22 protein-coding genes are annotated in these 22,094 nt (G+C 60.5%); 12 read left to right on the top strand and 10 right to left on the bottom strand.

Annotation, left to right across the window (positions count from 1 at the left end; genetic code table 11):
- The first annotated feature begins 58 nt into the window (after nucleotides 1-58).
- On the top strand, nucleotides 59-820 hold the full coding sequence (locus ACR0J8_RS02690) for a DUF1013 domain-containing protein (RefSeq protein ID WP_170614294.1): 762 nt from the start codon (nucleotides 59-61) through the stop codon (nucleotides 818-820).
- Between the two features lie 51 nt (nucleotides 821-871).
- Nucleotides 872-1,261 (top strand): hypothetical protein, encoded by a 390-nt coding sequence (locus ACR0J8_RS02695; protein ID WP_480813030.1) that lies wholly within the window; start codon nucleotides 872-874, stop codon nucleotides 1,259-1,261.
- Nucleotides 1,262-1,316: 55 nt separating this feature from the next.
- Here ACR0J8_RS02695 and ACR0J8_RS02700 read toward each other — a convergent pair whose 3' ends face one another.
- Entirely contained in the window at nucleotides 1,317-2,348 is a 1,032-nt protein-coding gene (locus ACR0J8_RS02700; RefSeq protein ID WP_480522800.1) for a permease, read from the bottom strand.
- Nucleotides 2,341-2,649 carry an ArsR/SmtB family transcription factor gene (locus ACR0J8_RS02705; RefSeq protein ID WP_170807456.1) on the bottom strand — a complete coding sequence of 103 codons (309 nt, stop codon included), beginning with the start codon at nucleotides 2,647-2,649 and terminating at the stop codon, nucleotides 2,341-2,343. The genes ACR0J8_RS02700 and ACR0J8_RS02705 overlap by 8 nt, the downstream gene beginning before the upstream one ends.
- A gap of 136 nt (nucleotides 2,650-2,785) precedes the next feature.
- Here ACR0J8_RS02705 and pdxR point away from each other — a divergent pair, with 136 nt between their 5' ends.
- The 6 genes from pdxR to ACR0J8_RS02735 all read left to right on the top strand — a co-directional run bounded on the left by pdxR (nucleotide 2,786) and on the right by ACR0J8_RS02735 (nucleotide 11,917).
- A complete protein-coding gene (gene pdxR / locus ACR0J8_RS02710; protein WP_480522799.1) occupies nucleotides 2,786-4,246 on the top strand; it encodes a MocR-like pyridoxine biosynthesis transcription factor PdxR in 1,461 nt (486 codons plus the stop codon).
- A 229-nt stretch (nucleotides 4,247-4,475) separates the two neighbouring features.
- The gene (gene xsc, locus ACR0J8_RS02715; protein WP_170614289.1) at nucleotides 4,476-6,251 is read left to right on the top strand and encodes a sulfoacetaldehyde acetyltransferase; all 1,776 of its coding nucleotides are present in this window, start codon (nucleotides 4,476-4,478) and stop codon (nucleotides 6,249-6,251) included.
- 22 nt (nucleotides 6,252-6,273) lie between these two features.
- On the top strand, nucleotides 6,274-7,281 hold the full coding sequence (gene pta / locus ACR0J8_RS02720) for a phosphate acetyltransferase (protein ID WP_480888838.1): 1,008 nt from the start codon (nucleotides 6,274-6,276) through the stop codon (nucleotides 7,279-7,281).
- A gap of 89 nt (nucleotides 7,282-7,370) precedes the next feature.
- Entirely contained in the window at nucleotides 7,371-10,193 is a 2,823-nt protein-coding gene (locus tag ACR0J8_RS02725; RefSeq protein ID WP_480522797.1) for a molybdopterin oxidoreductase family protein, read from the top strand.
- A 102-nt stretch (nucleotides 10,194-10,295) separates the two neighbouring features.
- On the top strand, nucleotides 10,296-11,045 hold the full coding sequence (locus ACR0J8_RS02730; protein ID WP_480522796.1) for a 4Fe-4S dicluster domain-containing protein: 750 nt from the start codon (nucleotides 10,296-10,298) through the stop codon (nucleotides 11,043-11,045).
- Nucleotides 11,045-11,917, top strand: a complete 873-nt coding sequence (locus ACR0J8_RS02735; protein WP_480522795.1) for a dimethyl sulfoxide reductase anchor subunit family protein — start codon at nucleotides 11,045-11,047, stop codon at nucleotides 11,915-11,917. Before ACR0J8_RS02730 ends, ACR0J8_RS02735 begins: the two co-directional genes overlap by 1 nt.
- Before the next feature lie 139 nt (nucleotides 11,918-12,056).
- Here the strand turns inward: ACR0J8_RS02735 and dapA are convergent, their stop codons facing one another.
- The gene (gene dapA / locus ACR0J8_RS02740) at nucleotides 12,057-12,929 is read right to left on the bottom strand and encodes a 4-hydroxy-tetrahydrodipicolinate synthase (protein ID WP_480522794.1); all 873 of its coding nucleotides are present in this window, start codon (nucleotides 12,927-12,929) and stop codon (nucleotides 12,057-12,059) included.
- A 133-nt stretch (nucleotides 12,930-13,062) separates the two neighbouring features.
- Here dapA and ACR0J8_RS02745 point away from each other — a divergent pair, with 133 nt between their 5' ends.
- Nucleotides 13,063-15,027: a lytic transglycosylase domain-containing protein gene (locus ACR0J8_RS02745; protein ID WP_480888840.1), complete on the top strand. Its 1,965-nt coding sequence runs from the start codon at nucleotides 13,063-13,065 to the stop codon at nucleotides 15,025-15,027.
- On the opposite strand, the gene ACR0J8_RS02750 is transcribed toward ACR0J8_RS02745, so the two are convergent.
- Together ACR0J8_RS02750 and mnmC2 are read right to left on the bottom strand one after the other, a co-directional pair.
- Nucleotides 15,001-15,870: a DMT family transporter gene (locus ACR0J8_RS02750; protein WP_170614282.1), complete on the bottom strand. Its 870-nt coding sequence runs from the start codon at nucleotides 15,868-15,870 to the stop codon at nucleotides 15,001-15,003. The genes ACR0J8_RS02745 and ACR0J8_RS02750 overlap by 27 nt on opposite strands.
- The gene (mnmC2, locus tag ACR0J8_RS02755) at nucleotides 15,867-16,532 is read right to left on the bottom strand and encodes a tRNA (5-methylaminomethyl-2-thiouridine)(34)-methyltransferase MnmC2 (protein ID WP_480522792.1); all 666 of its coding nucleotides are present in this window, start codon (nucleotides 16,530-16,532) and stop codon (nucleotides 15,867-15,869) included. Before mnmC2 ends, ACR0J8_RS02750 begins: the two co-directional genes overlap by 4 nt.
- Before the next feature lie 55 nt (nucleotides 16,533-16,587).
- Between mnmC2 and ACR0J8_RS02760 the strand changes: the two genes are divergently transcribed.
- The gene (locus tag ACR0J8_RS02760) at nucleotides 16,588-17,622 is read left to right on the top strand and encodes an NAD(P)/FAD-dependent oxidoreductase (RefSeq protein ID WP_480888841.1); all 1,035 of its coding nucleotides are present in this window, start codon (nucleotides 16,588-16,590) and stop codon (nucleotides 17,620-17,622) included.
- Here the strand turns inward: ACR0J8_RS02760 and ACR0J8_RS02765 are convergent.
- The 4 genes from ACR0J8_RS02765 to ACR0J8_RS02780 form a co-directional block, all read right to left on the bottom strand.
- The gene (locus tag ACR0J8_RS02765) at nucleotides 17,614-18,426 is read right to left on the bottom strand and encodes an HTD2 family dehydratase (RefSeq protein WP_480888842.1); all 813 of its coding nucleotides are present in this window, start codon (nucleotides 18,424-18,426) and stop codon (nucleotides 17,614-17,616) included. The two genes, ACR0J8_RS02760 and ACR0J8_RS02765, sit on opposite strands and share 9 nt — an antisense overlap.
- Nucleotides 18,427-18,477: 51 nt before the next feature.
- A complete protein-coding gene (locus tag ACR0J8_RS02770) occupies nucleotides 18,478-19,020 on the bottom strand; it encodes an NADPH-dependent FMN reductase (protein ID WP_480522789.1) in 543 nt (180 codons plus the stop codon).
- Nucleotides 19,021-19,152: 132 nt separating this feature from the next.
- A complete protein-coding gene (locus ACR0J8_RS02775) occupies nucleotides 19,153-19,824 on the bottom strand; it encodes a YiaD family glycine zipper/OmpA-like lipoprotein (RefSeq protein ID WP_480522788.1) in 672 nt (223 codons plus the stop codon).
- A 118-nt stretch (nucleotides 19,825-19,942) separates the two neighbouring features.
- Nucleotides 19,943-20,635 (bottom strand): helix-turn-helix transcriptional regulator, encoded by a 693-nt coding sequence (locus ACR0J8_RS02780; RefSeq protein WP_480522787.1) that lies wholly within the window; start codon nucleotides 20,633-20,635, stop codon nucleotides 19,943-19,945.
- Nucleotides 20,636-20,741: 106 nt separating this feature from the next.
- On the opposite strand from ACR0J8_RS02780, the gene ACR0J8_RS02785 reads away from it, so the two are divergent.
- Nucleotides 20,742-20,933: a hypothetical protein gene (locus ACR0J8_RS02785; protein WP_170679485.1), complete on the top strand. Its 192-nt coding sequence runs from the start codon at nucleotides 20,742-20,744 to the stop codon at nucleotides 20,931-20,933.
- Between the two features lie 2 nt (nucleotides 20,934-20,935).
- Here the strand turns inward: ACR0J8_RS02785 and ACR0J8_RS02790 are convergent, their stop codons facing one another.
- Nucleotides 20,936-21,796, bottom strand: coding sequence for an RluA family pseudouridine synthase (locus ACR0J8_RS02790; protein WP_480888843.1), 861 nt, complete (start codon nucleotides 21,794-21,796; stop codon nucleotides 20,936-20,938).
- Between ACR0J8_RS02790 and ACR0J8_RS02795 the strand changes: the two genes are divergently transcribed.
- Complete coding sequence (locus ACR0J8_RS02795) at nucleotides 21,682-22,092, top strand: nuclear transport factor 2 family protein (RefSeq protein WP_480888844.1); 411 nt, start codon at nucleotides 21,682-21,684, stop codon at nucleotides 22,090-22,092. The two genes, ACR0J8_RS02790 and ACR0J8_RS02795, sit on opposite strands and share 115 nt — an antisense overlap.
- Nucleotides 22,093-22,094: the final 2 nt, after the last annotated feature.

A 22,094-nucleotide genomic window follows, 5' to 3' on the forward strand; every position in this document is an offset into this window, starting at 1 on the left:
CACCAAGGGGCCGCCGAATTCCGGCGACGGGAAAGATGTATTTATAGGAGATGGGCTGATGGCAAAACCGCTTATGGCCAAGGCAACAGCCGTATGGCTGGTGGACAACACCACGATCAGCTTCAAGCAGATCGCGGATTTCGTAGGCATGCACGAGCTTGAAGTGCAGGGCATCGCGGATGGCGATGTTGCTGCTGGCGTCAAAGGGTTCGACCCCATCGCCAACAACCAGCTTACCCAGGAAGAAATCGACTCGGCGCAGAACAATCCGCTGCACAAGCTGAAGCTCAAGTTCAACCCGGCCGCCTCGGGCGAGGAAAAGCGCCGTGGCCCGCGCTACACCCCGCTGTCCAAGCGTCAGGACCGCCCGAACTCGATCCTGTGGCTGGTCAAGTTCCATCCCGAACTCAGCGACGGTCAGATCGCCAAGCTGGTCGGCACCACCAAGCCGACCATCCAGTCGATCCGCGAGCGTACCCACTGGAACATCGCCAACATGCAGCCGATCGACCCGGTTGCGCTGGGCCTGTGCAAACAATCCGAGCTGGACGCGATCGTTCAGAAGGCCGCCGCCAAGAAAGCCGCCGAAGGCGGCGTCATGAGCGACGACGAACGCCGCAGGTTGGTGTCGACCGAGCAGTCGCTGGAAATGGACGCCGCGCCCAAGATCCCGACTGCCATCGAGGGTCTCGAGACCTTCTCGCTGTCCGATGACGGTGATGACAAGGAAGAGAACGAACCGATCGTGGACGCCGACAGCTTCTTCAACCTGCCCAAGGGTGGCGGCGAGGAAGAGGATGAAGACGATCTTCGCCCATAATTGACGTGTGACCCCGGCCCGACTGGTCGGGGTTTTGCTTTTGGAAGAACCATGCTGAACGTACTGTCAGCCATTTTTGGCCCGCATCGCGCTGTATCCATCTATGCTTTTGTCCAGACGAAGGGTCTGGCCATTGCTGGTGTGCTGGCCCTCATCGCCGTAACGGCAGGTTTGCTGATCCTGAATGACGACGGCGTGCACGAACACGACTCTTATTTTGTCGCCGATGTTTTGACCGCTTCGCCGATCAATGGCGACCTGAAGAATGGCGTGGTGGCGTCGGTGCGCCTGCCGGATGGTTCAGCGGCATCGATAACGTCGACCGAAGCTCCGATTGCACAATCCGTGGGCACCAGCGCCTGCGTCGAAAAACGGGTTTACGTGGAGAGCGGCGAGGCGCGGTACCGGTTCAAACTGCCGCGATATTGCGAGGCTGGCTGAGCCGCCTCGACCTAATTGAAACCGCCCGGCCTGAAAGCCGGGCGGTTTTTCATTTTCAGATCATCTGGAACAGTATTCCGGCGATGATTGCACCGCTGATCCCCAGACCCAGATAGGTTGCGAAGACACGGGGTTTGACCAGCGACCAAACCGCTGCCATCGCCGGGATCGAACTGACCGCGCCTGCGATCATGAAGGACATGGCGGCACCCGCGCTCATCCCCTGCTCGGTCAGGCCAGCCAGCAACGGCGGTGCGACGTAGGAATTCAGATAGGCAGGCATACCAACCAGCGCCGCGATCACGATCGGCAGAACACCGTCCCCGCCGACAACCCGGGCGATCATGTCAGCAGGTACGTAGCTGACCAGAAGCGCCTCGAGCACATAGGCCAGCGCAAGCCATTTGAGCAGGAAAACACCATTGTGCACAAACTCGGACCGGAAGCGCACGCGGCGATCGGGATCCTGCCAGAAACGCCAGACCGGTTTGTCGTCCTTCTTCGGGCCGCAGCCGCAGCAACCGGCGGGTTTGTATTCACGCAGAGGCTGCGAGAAGGCGCCGTTGCGCATCAGGGCACGCACCACGAACCCGCCGAACAGCCCAAGCGCCACTGCCGCAACGGCTTTGCCTACGGCAAACGGCCACCCCAGTGCCCCGGCCGTGATCAACAGCGTTGGCGGATCGATCAGGGGTGAGCTGAGCCAGAAGGCCATAACGGCCGACAAAGGCGCGCCCAGGGCCAGAAGTCCGGCGATAAACGGGATGACCTCGCAGGAGCAGAACGGAGCCAGGCCACCAAACAAGGCGGCCAGAAAGATCATTCGTGTCTCGCGCCCCTCAAAGGCCCGTGCCACCATGACCTCGGCCCCTGTTGCCTTGAGATAGGACAGCAGCAACACGGCAAACAGGATGTATTGACCGGTATGGGCCAGCGCCTTGCCGGCAAACGTCACCACCTCGGTCCAGTTTCCGGGATCCAGAAAAGCGACGGCTGCAAGAAGCGCCACGATCACTGTCCAGGGCGTTTTAATCAGATCGGCGACGGATCTGGCCGGTACCTTCGGATTTTGTGTCAGCTCAGCCATCGTTCGCGGCCTTTCCCACTTCGTCCATGCAGCACTCACTCAGAATGAACTGGGCAAGATCCCGAAGCTCATCGAAACAGGCGCGGTTAATCGTGGTGCGCCCGATCTTTTCCTGTTCCACGACACCACCAGCGGCAAGGAACCGCAGATGATGGGCCAACGTCGATGGCGCAATGCCCGTGCGACTTTGGATTTCGCCCACGGTCAGGCCCGCCTGCCCGGCGCGGACCAGGGTCTTAAGAACTTTCAGCCGGGCCTCGGACCCCATGGCTGAAAACCCTGCAGCAGCGGTTTCCCACATTTTCATCACCTCTATTAAACTAATTTTCTAGTTATTTAGGTTTATAGTTTCTTCGTGTCAACAGATTTTTGCCTAATCGTACCAATAGAGGTTAAGTCCAGATTGCCCCGCGATTAAGTCCACTCTATAAGGCCCTATGGGGATATCGGTCGACACATTCTTTCTTGAGCTGAACGGACAGGGCACGCTGCAGGCGCAAATCCAGCAGATGATTGCCGAAGGCATCTTGTCAGGGCGGTTTCACGTCGGGGAAAAACTGCCCTCTTCCCGCAAACTGGCCGCGCATCTGGGTGTCAGCCGGATCACGGTGACTTTGGCCTACACCGAGCTTCTGGCAAATGACTACCTGACTGCAAAAGGGCGGTCCGGGTATTACGTCTCAAACAACGCGCCGGTGCCGCCAAAATACACTCCGGTTCAGCGTGGGGCTGAAAACGTTGACTGGAATACCGCGCTGGCACGCCGGTTCTCCGAAGGCGATGTCCTTCCCAAGCCCAGCGACTGGCGCGACTACCGGTATCCATTCATCTACGGCCAGGCAGACCGAACCCTTTTCGATCATGCAAACTGGCGTCTGTGCGCCGTGCGGGCGCTGGGTCACAAGGATTTTGCCTCGCTGACCGGCGACTATGTGGATCAGGATGATCCCCTGCTTATCGAGTTCATCGCCCGTCATACCTTGCCGCGCCGGGGAATCGCGGCGCGCCCAGAAGAGATTCTGATCACGCTGGGTGCCCAGAACGCGCTTTGGCTGGCCTCGCGTATACTGCTGAACAAAACACGCAAGGCGGCGATCGAGGACCCCTGCTATTACGCCCTCCGCGAACTGTTGAGCCACTCCGAGTGTCAGCTCACACCGCTGAAGGTCGACCGGGACGGCCTTTCGCCGGACATCATCCCCGACGATACGGACGTCATCTTCACCACGCCAAGTCACCAAAGCCCGACCACCGCGACCATGCCGGTGTCCCGAAGGGGCGAACTGCTGAACAGGGCGCGCCAATTAAACGCGATGATCGTCGAAGACGATTACGAATTCGAGATGTCCTTTCTGGGCGCACCTTCACCCGCTTTGAAATCCATGGACCGGGACGGGCGTGTGATCTATGTCGGCAGCTTCTCGAAATCTTTGTTTCCCGGTTTGCGCCTGGGCTACATGGTCGGGTCCGAGCCCTTCATTCGCGAAGCCCGCGCCCTGAGATCCCTGGTTCTGCGCCACCCGCCCGGCCATATCCAACGCACGGCCGCCTATTTCTTGTCGCTCGGCCACTACGACGCGCAGATCCGACGCATGTCGAACGCGCTTGCCCAAAGGCGGGATGCCCTTGAGAAAGCCGTTGAACAATACGGCCTGACGGTCGCCGGTCGCGGTATGTTGGGCGGATCATCGATATGGATGTCGGCACCCGACCATTTGGATGCGACACAGCTTTCGCGCAACCTCCAAAGCCAGAGCGTGCATATCGAACCGGGCGAACCATTCTTTTCCGGACCGGACCGCCCGCGGAACTTTTACCGCCTCGGATATTCGTCAATCACTTCGGATCGCATAGCCCCGGGCATCAAGTTGATTGCCGACGCAATCCGCGCGTATTAGGACGCCCGGCTTTCAAACAGAATCCCCCTGTATCTCCAACGCCCCAAGGACGCCAACGGCGCGACAGGGGACCGGCGGTACCTTTTTTTGGCGAGCGATCCGGCCCGACTCTGGACATATTCCGCCGCGCGTTCTGGCCCTAACGCAGCTGCCACCCTTGCGCCAAAACCATATGCAAAGGCAAGGCAAGGTGCCTGGCCCGTTCCACCTTTGCTTGGAGAGCGCACACATGAAAATGACCACGGAAGAGGCCTTTGTTAAGGTCCTGCAAATGCACGGAATCGAACACGCGTTCGGGATCATCGGGTCGGCTATGATGCCGATCTCCGACATTTTTGGAAAAGCTGGCATCACTTTCTGGGATTGCGCACACGAAGGCTCGGGCGGCATGATGGCCGACGGCTATACCCGCGCCACCGGCAAGATGTCGATGATGATCGCGCAGAACGGCCCCGGCATCACCAACTTTGTCACCGCCGTCAAAACCGCCTACTGGAACCACACCCCGCTGCTGCTGGTCACCCCGCAGGCCGCGAACAAGACCATGGGTCAGGGCGGCTTCCAGGAAATGGAACAGATGCGCATGTTCGCGGACTGCGTCTGCTATCAGGAAGAAGTGCGCGACCCCTCGCGGATGGCCGAAGTCCTGAGCCGCGTGATCACCAAAGCCAAGCGCGCCTCGGCACCGGCACAGATCAACGTACCGCGCGACTTCTTCACCCAGGTTGTTGATATCGACCTGCCCGCCGTCGTCGAATTCGAACTGCCGTCGGGCGGCGCATCCGCAGTCACCGAAGCCGCCGCGCTGCTGTCGGAAGCCAAGAACCCGGTCATCCTGAACGGCGCCGGTACTGTTCTGTCCAAGGGCGGAATCGAGGCATCCAAGGCATTGGCCGAGCGTCTGGACGCGCCGGTTTGCGTTGGATACCAGCACAATGACGCTTTCCCCGGATCGCATCCGCTGTTTGCCGGCCCGCTGGGCTACAACGGTTCGAAAGCGGGTATGGAACTGATCAAGGAAGCAGACGTTGTTCTGTGCCTTGGCACCCGTCTGAACCCGTTCTCGACCCTGCCCGGCTATGGAATGGAATACTGGCCCACAAACGCCAAGATCATCCAGGTTGACATCAACCCCGACCGTATTGGCCTGACCAAGAAGGTCTCGGTTGGCATCGTGGGCGATGCGGCCACCGTTGCAACCAATATTCTGGCGCAGCTTTCGGACACAGCAGGCGACGAAGGACGCGACGCGCGCAAGGCGAAAATCGCGGAAACCAAGTCGCGCTGGGCGCAGGAACTGACCTCGATGGATCACGAGCAGGACGATCCGGGCACCACCTGGAACGAACGCGCCCGTGCTGCCAAGCCCGACTGGATGAGCCCGCGCATGGCGTGGCGCGCCATTCAGGCCGCACTGCCGAAAGAGGCGATCATCTCGTCCGACATCGGCAACAACTGCGCCATCGGCAACGCCTACCCGTCGTTTGAGGCAGGCCGCAAATACCTGGCCCCCGGCCTGTTCGGCCCCTGCGGCTATGGCCTGCCATCGGTGATTGGCGCCAAAATCGGCTGCCCGGACACTCCGGTCGTTGGCTTCTCGGGCGACGGTGCCTTCGGCATTGCCGTGACCGAACTGACCGCCATCGGTCGTGACGAATGGCCCGCCGTGACCCAGATCGTCTTCCGCAACTACCAGTGGGGTGCGGAAAAGCGGAACTCGACCCTGTGGTTCGACGACAACTTCGTCGGCACCGAACTGGACACCAAGGTCTCCTACGCCGGAATCGCGCAGGCCTGTGGTCTGAAAGGCGTCGTTGCCCGTACCCAGGACGAGCTGACCGCAGCACTGAACCAGGCGATCGAAGATCAGAAGAACGGCATCACCACCCTGATCGAAGCCTTGATCAACCAGGAACTGGGCGAACCGTTCCGCCGTGACGCGATGAAGAAACCCGTCGCCGTTGCCGGTGTGTCCGCGGACGACATGCGCGAACAGATCGTGTAATTGCAGGACGGAGCCGGAGCGCATGACCCTGACACCCATCGAGCTGTTGCGTCAGCGCGCCCCGGCAACCCGACCTGTAATTTCCTTATGCGAAGGCAGTGATCCCCGCATTGTTGCGGGGGCGCTTGCCGCCCATGCGGCTGAACTGGCCGATGTCATTCTGGTCGGCGTACACGCCGACATCGAGGCCACTCTGAAAGACCTGGGCGCGTCCGAATCAGATGGTGCGACTATACACGACCCTGCAACTTCGGATCTGACCGAAGAGTTTGCCCAAACCTATTTCGAACTGCGCCAGCACAAGGGCGTGGATCAGGCCAAAGCCCGAAAAGCCGCCGAATCTCCTCTGGTTTATGCCGCCATGCTGGTTCGCAGCGGGCGCGCCACCGGAACGGTCGGCGGCGCCGTCCATACCACCAGTGATATCGTGCGGACGGCCATTCAGGTGATCGGCACGGCGCCGGACGCGGGAATGGTGTCCTCATTCTTCCTGATGTACCCGCCAGAAAACGCAATGCCGGGCGCACGGGCGATGCTGTATTCCGATTGCGGCCTTGTGATCGACCCCAGCGCTTCAGAGCTGAGTAGGATCGCACTCGCATCATCCAACTCCGCACGGGCATTGCTGTGTGTTGATCCCAAAATCGCCATGCTCAGCTTTTCAACCAAGGGCAGTGCGAAACACGCCGCTGTGGACAAGGTCATCGAAGCCACCGAAACCCTGCGGCAGACGGCACCAGATCTTGAGGTCGACGGCGAATTACAGTTCGATGCGGCCTTCGTACCATCAGTCGGAGATCGCAAATCCCCCGGATCGTCTGTGGCCGGTCAGGCCAACGTCATGATCTTCCCCAATCTCGACGCGGGCAATATCAGCTACAAGATCACTCAGCGCCTTGGCGGGTATTCTGCCATCGGCCCGGTTTTGCAGGGGCTGGCCCAACCGGCCAATGACCTGTCACGCGGCTGCAGCGCCGAGGATGTGACCCAGATGATCGCCGTGACCGCCCTGCAGGCCGACGGAACATAGAACTTATATTTGCGCCGTTCACAGAACGGTGTTCTCAATTCGGAATGAAAGTGACAAGTTCATCCCGACACAACCGACAGGACCCGCCAATGACGCATCAGCAGCCGATCCTAGACACTTCTCCCAAGGTCTCGGACGAGATCAGGCGGACCACCTGCTATATGTGCGCCTGCCGTTGCGGCATCAATGTGCACATGAAAGACGGCAAGGTCGCCTATATCGAAGGCAACCGCGATCACCCGGTGAACAAGGGCGTTCTGTGCGCCAAGGGCAGTGCCGGGATCATGCAAGTCAACGCGCCGTCACGGCTGCGCGCACCGTTGAAACGGGTTGGGCCACGCGGCTCGGGCGAATTCGAAGAAATCAGTTGGGACGAAGCGCTGGACATCGCCGTCGGCTGGCTGAAGCCCCTGCGCGAAGACAACCCCGAGAAGCTGGCCTTTTTCACAGGCCGCGACCAGTCTCAATCCTTCACCAGCTTCTGGGCGCAGAATTTCGGCACCTGTAACTATGCAGCCCATGGCGGGTTCTGCTCGGTCAACATGGCGGCTGGCGGCATCTACACGATGGGCGGCGCATTCTGGGAATTCGGACAGCCCGACTGGGATCACACCAAGCTGTTCATGCTGTTCGGCGTGGCCGAAGACCATGACAGCAACCCGATCAAGATGGGCATCGGCAAAATCAAGGCGCGCGGCGCGCGGGTGATCGGCGTGAACCCGATCCGGTCGGGCTATAACGCTGTTGCCGACGACTGGGTCGGGATCACGCCCGGCACCGATGGCCTGTTCATCCTGTCGATGATCCATGTGCTCATGAAGGCCGGCAAGATCGATCTGGACTATCTCAGCCGCTACACCAACGCGCCTGTGCTGGTAAACGCCTCGGACGGACCGGAACAGGGTCTGTTCCTGCGCGATACAGACGGCAAACCGCTGGTCATTGATCGTGCAACCGGCGAACTTACCGCCTTTGACAAACCCGGCGTGCGCCCAGACCTGTCGGCCACATACGAAAAAGACGGCGTCACCCACCGCCCGGTCTTCCACCTGATGGCCGAGAAATACCTCAGCGAGGAATACGCCCCCGAAGCCATCGCCGAAAAGTGCGGCATCCCCGCCAAGCGTATCCGCGCCATTGCAGCGGAACTCGCCCGCGTCGCCTTTGACGAGGCCTTCGAGATCGATCAGGAATGGACCGATTTCCGGGGCGAGAAACATGACAAGATGATTGGCCGCCCCGTCGCCATGCACTCGATGCGCGGCGTCTCGGCCCATGCCAACGGATTCCAGACCTGCCGGGCGCTGCATGTGCTGCAGATCATTCTGGGCACGGTCGAGGTGCCCGGCGGCTTCCGGTTCAAACCGCCCTACCCCAAACCGGTCGAGGCACACCCGACGCCACACTGCAAGGTCACACCGAACTCACCGCTGGACGGCCCGCATCTGGGCTTTGTACGCGGTCCGGATGATCTGGCGCTGAAGGCCGACGGCAGCGCGGCACGGATCGACAAGGCATTCACCTGGGAAAACCCGATGTCCAGCCATGGACTGATGCATATGGTGATCTCAAACGCACATGCCGGCGATCCCTACAAGATCGACACGCTGTTCATGTACATGGCCAACATGTCCTGGAACTCGACCATGAACACCAAGGGTGTTATGGACATGCTGACTGACAAGGATGAAAACGGCGACTATGTGATCCCGCATATCATCTATTCCGACGCCTATTCCTCGGAAATGGTCGCCTATGCCGACCTTATCCTGCCCGACACCACCTATCTGGAGCGGCACGATTGCATTTCGCTGCTTGACCGCCCGATCTGCGAGGCGGACGGCGCCGCAGACGCCATCCGCTGGCCGGTGATCGAGCCTGACAGGGATGTGCGCGGGTTCCAGACGGTTCTGATCCAGCTTGCCAACAAGCTGGGCCTGCCTGGTTTTACCGACGAAGACGGCGGCGCCAAGTACACCGATTACGCCGACTATATGGTCAACCATCAGCGCAAGCCGGGCATCGGCCCGCTGGCCGGCTTCCGCGGCGAGAACGGCGATCAGGCCGGGCGCGGCGAGGTGAACCCGGATCAGTTGGACCGCTACATTGAAAATGGCGGGTTCTACATCGAACATGTCCCGAATGAGGCGCTGTACTACAAACCCTGGAACAGCGCCTATCAGAACTGGGCCGTCAATCTGGGTCTCTATGACAGTCCACAACCATACCTGTTCCAGCTCTACTCCGAGCCGATGCGGAAATTCCAACTGGCAGCCGAAGGGCATGGCGAGCGCCAACCGCCCGATCATCTACGCCAGCGCATCAAGGACACGATGGATCCTTTGCCGATCTGGTACGAAACCGATCAGACCGGGAACGAGGGGTTCACCGTCAACGCCCTGACCCAGCGGCCCATGGCAATGTATCACAGCTGGGGTACCCAGAATGCGTGGCTGCGCCAGTTGCACGGACGCAACCCGCTCTATGTTCCGACCAAACTGATGCGGGAACACAACCTGTCGGACGGCGACTGGGCCAAAGTCACGTCTCCGCACGGTGAGATCACCGTGCCGGTGATGGAAATGGCGGCGCTGAACGACAATACTGTCTGGACCTGGAACGCCATTGGCAAACGCAAAGGCGCGTGGGCCCTGCAGGAGGACGCCCCCGAGGCCACCAAGGGCTTCCTGCTGAACCATCTGATCCACGAGCTTTTGCCCCCGAAAGGTGACGGGTTGCGTTGGGCAAACTCCGATCCAATCACCGGGCAGGCCGCATGGTTCGATCTGAAAGTCAAAATCGAAAAAGCAGCCGCGCCGCAGGAAATGACGGAAAGCCAGCCGGCCTTCCCACCGATCAAGTCACCTGTCGGAACCGGACCGACCGATCTGGCATGGAAGGTGGGCAAATGACCGGGATCCAAACTTCATCTGGCCAGAAATATCCCGGGGGTGAATTGAGCCGCAGGCTCAAGAGGGGGCTGGCCCCCTCCCCGGCAGCGGAGATCCAATGACATGACCCAACTCCCTCAGTCAACCGAGCGCAAGATGGGTCTGGTGATCGACCTGGACACCTGTGTCGGCTGCCACGCCTGCGTGATTTCCTGCAAAGGCTGGAACACCGAAAACTATGGCGCGCCTTTGTCGGATCAGGATGCCTATGGCGGCAACCCGTCGGGGACTTTCCTGAACCGGGTACACTCGTATGAGGTGCAGCCCGCCGAAGGTCACGCCCAACTGATCCACTTCCCCAAATCCTGCCTGCACTGCGAAGACGCGCCTTGTGTCACCGTCTGCCCGACCGGAGCCAGCTACAAACGGGTCGAGGATGGAATCGTACTGGTCAATGAAAGCGACTGCATCGGTTGCGGCCTGTGTGCATGGTCCTGCCCTTACGGCGCCCGCGAACTGGATCAGGCCGAAGGGGTGATGAAAAAATGCACCCTCTGCGTCGACCGGATTTACAACGACAACCTGCCCGAGGTGGATCGCATCCCGTCATGTGTGCGTACCTGCCCCGCCGGGGCCCGGCATTTCGGCGATCTGGGCGACCCGAACAGCGATGTATCAAAACTGGTCGCCGAACGGGATGGCATGGATCTGATGCCGGAAATGGGCACCAAGCCCGTCAACAAATACCTGCCGCCGCGCCCGAAGGACACCGTCGAAGACCAGATCGACATCCTTGCACCACTTCTGGCACCCGTCGCCGAAGAACCTAAGGGCTTTCTGGGCTGGCTCGACAAAACACTGGAGAAGCTCTGATGCATCCGGCACCTTCTGTTATCATCTTCACCACGCTGTCCGGCCTTGGTTTTGGCCTGCTGTTCTTTCTTGGCCTTGGCAGCCCGGACGTCACCGGCTGGGTGGCTTTTGTTTTCTACGCAATCGCTTACGGTCTGGCCGTTGGCGGCCTGATGGCGTCGACCTTCCATCTGGGCCACCCCGAACGCGCGCTCAAAGCCTTTTCGCAGTGGCGATCAAGCTGGCTGTCGCGTGAGGGCTGGTGCGCGGTCATCGCATTGGTTCTTATGGGCCTCTATGCCTTTGGCGCGGTCTTTCTGGGCCAGAGCTGGAGCGTTCTGGGCGCATTGGGGGCGCTGTTTTCACTGGCGACCGTGTTTACCACCTCGATGATCTATACCCAGCTGAAGACCATTCCACGCTGGAACATGAAACTGACCCCGCTCATGTTTCTTACCTTCAGCCTGGCCGGCGGTGCCTTGCTGGCCGGACAGACGGGATTGGCCCGTCCCCTGCTGATGATTGCCGGGTTGGTTCAGATTCTGTACTGGGTGCGGGGCGACAAAGCCCTTGCGGCTTCAGGGACCGATCTGGGCACCGCAACCGGGCTTGGGTCGAGAGGGTCTGTCCGGGCGTTTGAACCACCGCATACCGGGACCAACTACCTGTTGCGCGAATTCGTGTATGTGGTCGGACGCAAACACGCCGAGAAGCTGCGGATCATTTCGTTCACGCTGGCCTTCCTTGTCCCCGTTGTGTTGCTGGTATTGCCGTTCAGCCATTTCTTTGTGCTGTTGGCCGTGCTGTCGCACCTGGCTGGCGTTGCCGTATCACGCTGGCTGTTCTTCGCTCAGGCCGAGCATGTGGTCGGACTGTATTACGGCAAGCGTTGAAACGAGGGGGCCAGCCCCCTCCTGAACCTTAGGCTCAGTCCACCACCGGGGGATTTTCGAACAAAAGAAGTCCGGTTACCGAAAAGAAACAGGGCGGCTTCACCCGGTGAATGCCGCCCTTTTTTCGTGTCGAGCGCGTTCAGAGAAGTCCGGCGTGTGCCATAGCCGCGTCGATGGCGGATTTTGTGCTGCCGTCCAGCCCGGTCAGGGGCGAGCGCACGTCCTCACTGCAACGGTTCAGTTTGCTGAGCGCGTATTTTGCGCCGACAAGGCCGGGTTCGATGAAGATCGCTTCGTGCAGGGGCATTAGACGGTCCTGATAGGCCAGCGCCTTGGCGTAGTCACCGGCAAGGGTCGCCTGCTGGAATTCGGCGCACAGGCGCGGGGCCACGTTTGCCGTCACCGAGATGCATCCGACCCCGCCATGAGCGTTGAAGCCAAGAGCGGTCGCATCTTCCCCGGACAATTGGCAGAAATCGGTACCGCAGCTTGCCCGCTGCTGGCTGACCCGCGCCAGATCGCCGGTTGCATCCTTCACCCCGACAATGCGCGGCAGCTGTGCCAGTTGGCCCATTGTCACCGGTGTCATGTCGATCACCGAGCGGCCCGGGATGTTGTAAATGACAATCGGAATATCCGCGCAATCATGCAACGCCCTGAAATGGGCAATCAGACCCTTTTGGGTCGGCTTGTTGTAATACGGCGTGACAACCAGAGCCGCAGCCGCGCCGACCTTCTCGGCGAACTGTACGAACCGGATCGCTTCGACGGTGTTGTTGGATCCGGCACCCGCGATGACCGGTACGCGGCCGGCAGCGGCCTTGACGACCTCTTCCACCACCACTTCGTGTTCTTCATGGCTGAGCGTTGGGCTTTCGCCCGTGGTTCCCACCGGCACCAGCCCGGTCGAACCTTCCTGGATCTGCCATTCCACCAGATGTTTGAGCGTGTCCAGGTCCAACTCACCGTTTCGGAACGGGGTGACGAGTGCTGGCATCGAGCCTTTGAACATGGAACGCTCCTTAGCGTACAGTTTGCTGTGAACGCGCCACCCTTTATCACAATCTTCGGTTTGTGAGTTGATCCCGGCGGCGCAAGGTTTATCCTGAATGGCTGTATCCTTGGTTGGTTGGGAAATGCAAGGGATGACACGTTTTCTGGCGGTATTGATCACCGTGATTCTTTGTTCGACGGCTCAGGCGCGCGCGGATGCCGCCGCGGACCTGCGCGCCGCGCTGAACGAGATGCGCAAAGGCGACTGGAACGAGGCCCTGCGCGTCGCAGGAACGCGCGGGTCGGTGTCTCGTGATATCATCGTCTGGCACTGGTTGCGCAGCGGCTTTGGCAGTTCGGGCGATGTACTTGTGTTTCTCGACCGCCGGTCGGACTGGCCCGGACTGGGGTGGCTGCGCCGCAAAAGCGAACCTTCGTTCACCGGGGCCGACCCGGACCGGGTTTTGAAGTTCTACGACGGCTCACCGCCGCAAACCGCCGAGGGTGCCTTGAATTTCGCGGTTGCCCTAATGGCCAAGGGTCGCAGGGGCGATGCCGAGGCGGATATCGTGATGGCCTGGCGCACGATGCCCATGGGGTCGGGTTTGCAGAAGGACTATCTGGAAAACTTCGACAAATTGCTGAAACCGCATCACGCGGCCCGGCTGGACCGTATGCTCTGGGACGGGCATCTGGTCAGCGCTGATCAGATGTTGCCGCTGGTCAGTGCGGATGAACGGAAATTGGCCGAAGCCAGAATCGCGCTGCAAAAACGTCAGCCCGGTGTGGATGCCAAGATTTCGGCAGTGCCGGACTCGCTGGCGTCGTCAGCCGGGTTGGCCTTCGACCGATTCGTATGGCGGGACGGCAGGGAACTTGACGACAGCGCCATCGATTTGATGCTGGAACGCTCGACCAGCCCACAGGCGTTGGGCGAGCCGGACAAATGGGCCGAAGGTCGGCGCAGGCTGGCGCGGCTGGAGATGCGCAACGGAAATATCGCACGCGCTTATGACGTTGCGGCCAACCATCACATGACACCCGAAATGGGCTATGGTTACGCTGATCTGGAATGGCTCGCCGGGTTCCTCGCGCTGCGCAAACTGAACGATCCGGACACGGCCGTGCGCCATTTCCAGAATTTCTCGGCCGCAGTTCAGTCGCCAATTTCCAAAGGGCGCGGCGGCTATTGGCTGGGCCGGGCTCATGCGGCGCAGGGCGATGCGGACAAGGCCTATGACGCCTACGCAATCGGCGCGGATTACCAGACTTCCTTCTATGGCCTGCTGGCTGCCGAGCGCATCGGGCGCCCGTTTGACAGCGAGCTTGCCAACCCGCGCCGTGCACCGCATTGGAAACAGGCCGGGTTTGCGAATTCCAGTGTATTGGAAGCTGGGCTTCTGCTGCTGCGAGCCGGCGAAGACAATCTGACAGAACAGTTTCTGACCCATCTGGTGGAAGGTCTCGATCCGGTTGAGGCCGGTCAACTGGGTGATCTGGTGCTGGAACTCAAGGAGCCACATCTGGCAGTCATGATCGCCAAGCGCGCCGCCAGAACAGGATCGGTTCTGCCTGCGGCCTACTACCCTGTCCATCCGGTGGCCGATATGGGCCTGCCCATGGCGAAGGAAATGACCCTGGCCATTGCCCGCAGGGAAAGCGAGTTTGACCCGGTCGTGGTCAGCGGAGCCGGCGCACGTGGTTTGATGCAGGTCATGCCAGCCACCGCCAAGCTGGTCGCGCAGGAGATGGGTATCCTCAGCGGCCATCAGACCGGACGCCTCACATCGGACTGGCAATACAACGCCAAGTTGGGGGCGAACTACCTGTCCGGGCTGGCCGCCGAGTTCAACGGCAACGTGGTCATGATGGCGGCCGGGTACAACGCGGGACCCAAGCGTCCGATTTCGTGGATGGAACGCTTTGGCGATCCCCGCGCCGGAGAGGTCGACGTCATCGACTGGATCGAAACCATCCCGTTCAGCGAAACGCGCAACTATGTCATGCGCGTCGCGGAAAGCATGCCCGTCTATCGCGCGCGTCTGGGCAAGCCGGCCCTGCCCATTCCGTTTTCGCAGGAACTTACCGGCTCAACCCTGGCGTCTTTCGCGCCATAGGGTGAACAGACCTGCCGCCACGACAAGCGCCGCGCCCACGACAACAGCTGGGCGCAGCGTTTCGCCAAATATCGAAATGCCCAACAATGCGCTCCAGACCAGATGGAAATAGGCAAAGGGCTGAACTGCGCTGGCTTCCGCCATTTCATAGCATTTGATCAGCAACCAATGCCCTGTCACGCCGCTGACGCACAATAGTGCCATCCACAACCAGTCCGCCTGGGCCATCGGTTCCCAGAACCACATGCCAACCAGCGTCATGGCCACCGCCCCGACGACACCCGTCCAGAAAAAGCTGGTGGCCGTGCTGTCGCGACGGGCAACGTATCGGGTCAGCAATCCATAGACCGCAAACATCAGGGCCGAAATCAAAGGAATGACCGCCCAGGGGTTGAAGACGCCAACACCCGGTTCGAGAATGATCAGGACTCCGATGCATCCTACCCCGATCGCAGACCAGCGCCGCCAGCCCACCTTTTCACCCAGAACCGGCCCGCTGAGCGCGGCCACTAGCAGGGGATAACAGATGAAAACGGCCATGCTGTCGATCAGCCCCAGAACCGTGAATCCGAAAACGGCCACACAGATCTCGGCCGCCAGCAACACGCCCCGGATGACCTGAAGCCCAAGCTGGCTGGTTTGTGTTGCCGCCTTCAGCCCGCCGGGTGCACGGGCCGCGATGGTGATGACAAATGCCGCGAAGAACCAATACCGGATCATCACGACCATGTAGGTGTTGTAGGTTCCGGCCAGATGACGCGAAATCCCGTCCTGCAACGCAAAGACGATTGTGGCCGCGACCATCAGGGCGATCCCGGCCCGCACGTTGTTCTGCTGACTCATTCTTTGATCGCCCGTGTCATGTGCCGTTTGCGCCCGTATCCGGGCGAACGCGTGACTGAAAACCCGGCCTCGGTCAACGCACGCCGCACGAAACCGGCCGCAGTATATGTCGCGACTGTTCCGCCAGCCACAGTGTGACCGGCGACCTGCTTTATCAGGTCCGACTGCCACAACTCCGGGTTCTTGGCCGGGGAAAACCCGTCCAGAAACCAGGCGTCCGCAATGTCCGACCAAGCGGGCAGGGTTTCACGCGCGTCGCCTTCGATCACTTTCAGGTGCAGTGTGCCAAGATCGCATTCGCCACCTTGCCAATGCGCCAGAAACCGGCTGCTCCAGGGTTGAAGCTCCGGGAAACATGCCAGTGCGCGTGCCATGTCTGCAGGATCCATCGGAAAGGCTTCGAAACTGGTGAAGCTCAGAGGCGTCGTTTGGCCCGATGCCTCCCACGCGGACCAGACCGTCAGCATGTTCAGGCCGGTTCCGAATCCAAGCTCGGCGATTCGGAAACCCGGCGCGAAGCGACCGGGCAGATCGTTGCCCGTCAGAAACACATGCCGTGTCTCTTCCAGCCCGTTCTGGAGCGAGTAATATGGATCGTCGAAACGGTCCGAAATCGGGATCTGCTCGTCCGTCCAGGTCAGTGCGGCGCGCTGGTCTGCCATCGGGGAATCCTGTAGCTAGGCGGCGCGACACTGAACAAGGAAAAGGGGATTGGCAATGGTCGATGTGACAGTGCGTGGCGCGGGTATTTTCGGCCTGTCCATTGCCTGGACCTGCGCGCGGCGCGGCGCAAAGGTGCAGGTAGTCGATCCTTTTGGTCCCGGCTCGGGCTCCAGCGGTGGTCTGGTCGGTGCACTGGCACCTCATGTGCCGGAAAACTGGAATGCCAAAAAGGCATTTCAGTTCGACAGCCTGATCATGGCCCAAGCGTTCTGGAATCAGGTCGAGGTGACAGGTGGCGTGTCACCCGGTTATGCGCGTCTGGGTCGCTTGCAACCCATCGCTGACCAGCGCAATCTGGATCTTGCGCATCAGCGCGCTAAAACGGCCCTCGAACTGTGGCAGGGACAGGCAGAATGGCGCGTTGTTGAAACCGCCAAGGCTGGCGCCTGGTGCCCACCCAGCCCGACGGGATACGTCATCCACGACACGCTGAGTGCGCGCATGCATCCCAGACGGGCCTGTGCCGCGCTGGTTGCGGCCCTGTCCGTGATGGGGGTCGAAATTGCCACAGACTCGCCCGACCGGGGTCGGGTCGTACACGCCACCGGATTGGCGGGCCTGCAGGAACTGAACTGCCACTATGGCAAAACTGTTGGCAATGGGGTCAAGGGCCAGGCTGCCCTGCTTAGGTTCGATGCAGGGACGGTGCCTCAGCTTTTTGTTGATGCAATTCACATCGTGCCCCATGCGGACGGCACTCTGGCCATCGGATCGACATCCGAGCGGGACTATGAAGACCCTTCCAGCACCGACAGCGCCCTAGATGACGTGATCGACCGCGCCGCGCGCGCCGTTCCCGTTCTGCACGGCACCGAAGTGATTGAACGCTGGGCCGGGGTCCGCCCCCGCAGCAAAAGCCGCGCACCAATGCTGGGCGAACATCCGATGCACAGGGGTCAGTACATTGCCAATGGCGGCTTCAAGATCGGATTCGGCATGGCCCCCAAAGTGGCCGATGTCATGGCCGATCTGATACTGGAAAACCGCGATCAGATACCGGAGGGATTCAGACCCGAAGCCTCACTCTGACACCGGAGTGGCAACCGCCTGCATACATTGCCGGCCGTCCGGCCCCGCGACCCACAGCTCGCAACCGTTCCGGCACAGGGCCGCCGTTTCGAAGTGCATGAGTGGGGAGGACGCGCGGAACGAAAACTCGGACAGCGGCCCCATCAGATCGGTAGCAAACAGCATCAGATGCTGCGCCAGCAACGGTCCATGAACAACAAGCCCCTCATAGCCTTCAACGTCGCGCGCATAGTCCAGATCATAGTGGATCCGGTGGCCATTGAATGTCAGTGCCGAATACCGAAACAACAAAGTTGAGGAAAACCCAACCTCTCGGCGATCCGTTTGGTCGGTTCTGGCCATTGGCGGCTTCGGCTTGATTGCATTAGCCGAAGGGTCTTCACGGTAAACAAGATCCTGCCATTCCGTCAGACACAGATCTTCCCGCTGCCAGATCTCGTGCCGCAAGGTGACAAAACCCAGTGGCCCGGTCCGGCCAGTTTTTGACGTGGCGCTTTCCAGAAAGGACCGGCGCTGGGCTGGCTTGCCCGCGACCAGGGGCGCGCGGAACCGCAACCGGCCTCCGGCCCACATGCGGCGTGGCAGGCCCAGATCCGGGATCAGGCCGCCGCCCACCCTGGGGTGCCCATCCCGGCCAAGCTCATCGGGCGGAAGCGGTGACCAGAAATACAACTGGTGAAAAAACGGCGGAAGCGGTGCGCCCGCCGCAACGGAAACTGGTTGTCCGAGCGCCACCTGCAAGGCAGCGGCGCGCGCGGGATCCATCATGTCCTGCTGTGTTTCGGCCCGAGTTTCATCTGACATGCCCGCACGTTACGCGCCAGGGCATTGCGGAACAAGTACCGCGCCTTGACCTCAGAAACCGGCCTCGGCTTTCAGCTTCTGCATCAGCGTCCGCAGCGGGTTCTCATAGCGCTCGCTAATCAGCCGCCCCTGATCGTCAAATGCGTTCGAGCTGTCGGCAAGATGGATTTCAGGACCTTGCAGGATGCGTGTTTGAAACGGCACCATATAGGCGCGCAACATCATCTGCGCGCGTTCGCCGCCAGCCCGGCCAGCGGCCGCGGACATCACCGCAACGGGCTTGTCCGCCCATGGTTTGCCACTGGTTCGGCTGACCCAGTCCAGCGCGTTTTTCAGCACGCCGGACGGCCCCTTGTTGTATTCCGGGGTCGAAATGATCACCGCATGGGCCTGCGCAATCTGGTCAGCCAGCACCTGAACCGACGCGGGAATGCCCTCACCCGCCTCCAGATCACCGTCATACAGAGGCAGGTTGAGGTCGGCCTCGATGAAAGCGCCGGACTCGAACAACCGCGCGGCCTCGCACAGCAACTTTCGGTTTGTCGCGTTCTGGCGCAACGAACCAGACAGGCCCAGAAGGGTCGGTTCGGACATTATCGGGAACTCCGCTTTGTTGTTTTCGGGAACTTATACGGGGATGGACCGGGACCATAGCCCTGTTGACGCACAGTCAGTGCGCATGGACAGGGCAACAGCATGTGCCCTGTCCACGGTTGTTGGATCCGATCAGGCGTTGCCGCTGGGCAGGACGACAATCTCGACCCGACGGTTCTGCGCTTTGCCATCCGGCGTCAGGTTCGAAGCGACCGGATTGTTTTCACCCTGACCGATTGTAGTGATGCGCGAATAGCTAACGCCATTGGCCTGCAGGACATCGGCCACGGCATTGGCCCGCCGCTCGGACAGGCCCTGATTATAGGTGGCGTCGCCGTCGCTGTCGGTATGGCCGATAATCTGAACATTCGAATTCGGGTAGTTGACCAGATTCTGCCCCACCTTCACCAGATCGGACCGCAGCCCTGGACGCACGGTCGAGCTGTCGGTATCAAAGGTGATGTCATTGGGGACGGTGACGATCAGGCGGTCGCCTGTATTGACGATGGTGATCCCGTCATTGGCCAGTTGCTGACGCAGCTCCGCCGCCTGGCGATCAAGCTGATTGCCGATGACGCCGCCACCTGCGGCACCAATGGCACCACCGGCCAGCGCACCCAAAAGCGGATCCGAGTCATTGGCAATAGCGCCGACGCCTGCACCGATCAAACCGCCCAGTAAGGCACCCTGCTTTGCATTCTGATTGGGGTCGCTTTGCACTGAAAGCGTACCCGGGTCGGTACATGCGCCAAGAACAAGGGCCGAACACAGCCCGGCAGAAATAACAAACTTGGAAATCGTCATGGATTTACCCTCTGCTCATGAACCCGTTCATCGGGTTTGATTTGTTTGGGCCAGTATATCACGGCAGGCCGTTGAAGCCTCAAGCAACATTCCGGTGAAATCGGCAATTACCTGCCGGTCAAACAGGGGCTGATGACGCATCCCAATTGTTGTTCTCCTGCCAGATGGCGCGCAGCGGCTGGCCCTGACCGCAGAAATGCGCGTCCAGAACGTCACACGCCCAGATACGGTCCGTGCGAAAGTGTCGAAAGCCGTTTCGCAACTCGCACCATGCCGCCAGCATCGTGCATTCGATGTGATAGATCAGCGCAACCGGGCGTACGACACGTTCCGTACGCTCGTCTTCGGAATTGACGTAAACCAGCTTGAGTTTCTGTTCCGCCCGGATTGCCTCGCGGTAGCTGGCAACCGGAACACACCCTTTGTCAGGATCGTCCCGAGGCGCCCCCCACGGCGCCACCTGCAACCAGTCTGCTGGCACCTGCAGCGCTTCGATTTTCCGGCAAACGCGATCTGCGGCCTGTTGCAGCGTGCTGTCACCCGTGCGGGCCAGCATTGACAGCCCAACCCACAGCGCCTCAATCTCTTCCGCATCAAAGTTCAGCGGCGGCAGATCATACCCCCGGCGCATCACGTAGCCCACGCCCGCCTCACCTTCGATCGGCGTCCGCTGCGCCTGCAGCGCCGCGATATCGCGGTACACGGTGCGAACAGATACTTCCAGTTGCTCTGCCAGCGCATCCGCTGTCACCGGTGCATCGGACATGCGCAGGATCTGGATAATTTCAAACAGACGGGTAGATCGGCCCATCGCATCCTCCTGACGGTCTGCTGACACAGTAGCACACCCCACTGACAGGGTGGTGTCAGGAGAGGGCTGCAATGCTTGGCACATCACGAAAAAATGGAGAGCAATAATGCCAAGCCGCGACAACCACGTCATGATGACGCTGAAACTCGGAAGATGGTCTCAGGATCACACCTTGCGCGGGTTTGAGATTGAACGGCAGATCATGGCCGAACGCCACTGTCGGTCCATGCAACAGCGAAGGCGTGTCAGACGATTTTCTCTGGGCAACCTCAAGATGATATGGGGCTGGGTGCTTTAGCTTCAGAAATCGGGCTTGGCCCTGAATTTCATCGCAACTCCGCCTTCGGGGTTCTTCAGGCGAAGCTCTTCGGAATGCAGCATCAGGCGCGGGTAATCCCGCGCCGCACCCGTCGCATAGAACGGATCGCCCAGAATCGGGTGCCCCAATGCCTGCATGTGAACCCGCAGCTGATGCGACCGGCCCGTTTTGGGAAACAACCGGATGCGCGTGCTGCGGTCCTCATGTCGGACGACCCGCCAGTCCGTCACCGCAGGTTTGCCCGTCTCGTGACACACCATCTGGCGCGGCCGGTTTGGCCAGTCGACGATCAGAGGCAGATCAACCGTTCCGGATTTGGGTTCAACCTGGCCCCACACACGCGCAACATAGGTTTTGCGCGTCTGGCGCTGTTCGAACTGCTGACCCAGATGGCGTTGCGCATGCGGTGTTTGTGCAAACACCATCACACCTGACGTGTCCCGGTCCAACCGGTGAACAAGCAGGGCCTGAGGAAAAGCCGCCTGAACCCGGGTCAGAAGGCAATCCGACAGATGCTCCCCCCGGCCGGGTACCGAAAGCAGGCCCGGCGGTTTGTTCACCACGATCAGCTGCGCGTCTTCATGCAGCACATCCAGTGGCGTGTTCGGGGGGGTGTAGGTCTCGCTCATGCGGGCTTGCCTATCGCAGCGCGCGACCTCCCGCAACTTCGTCCTTGCCTGCGACCCATCGTTCGGCAACTCTCGGACCAAGTTGAGGAGGAACAGAGATGCATCCGACAATCGAGCGCATGCAGGACGCGGTTGCAAAAGGTGACGAGGCCCGGATACCGGATCTGCTGGCCGAGAATGTGCAGTTCCTGCCGCCGACTTATTACAGCACATGGACCGGGCGTGCACCGGTTGCGGCGGTGCTTGGGCATGTCAGCCAGGTGTTTTCCGAGTTTCGCTATCGCCGCGTCATGGGCGAAGGTTGCGACTGGGCTTTGGAGTTCCAATGCAAGGTCGGTGAACTGGATGCCGTGGGTGTGGATTTGATCACGCTGAATGACGATGGCCTGATCCAGAAATTCGAAGTGGTCATGCGCCCGCACAAAACCGTCGGCGCCCTGCGCGAGGCGATGATGGCGCAGGTGATGAGCGACGCCCGCTTTCTGGAATTTCGCAAGGCGCTGAGCTGACC

The sequence above is a fragment of the Ruegeria sp. N11 genome, assembly GCF_056531525.1.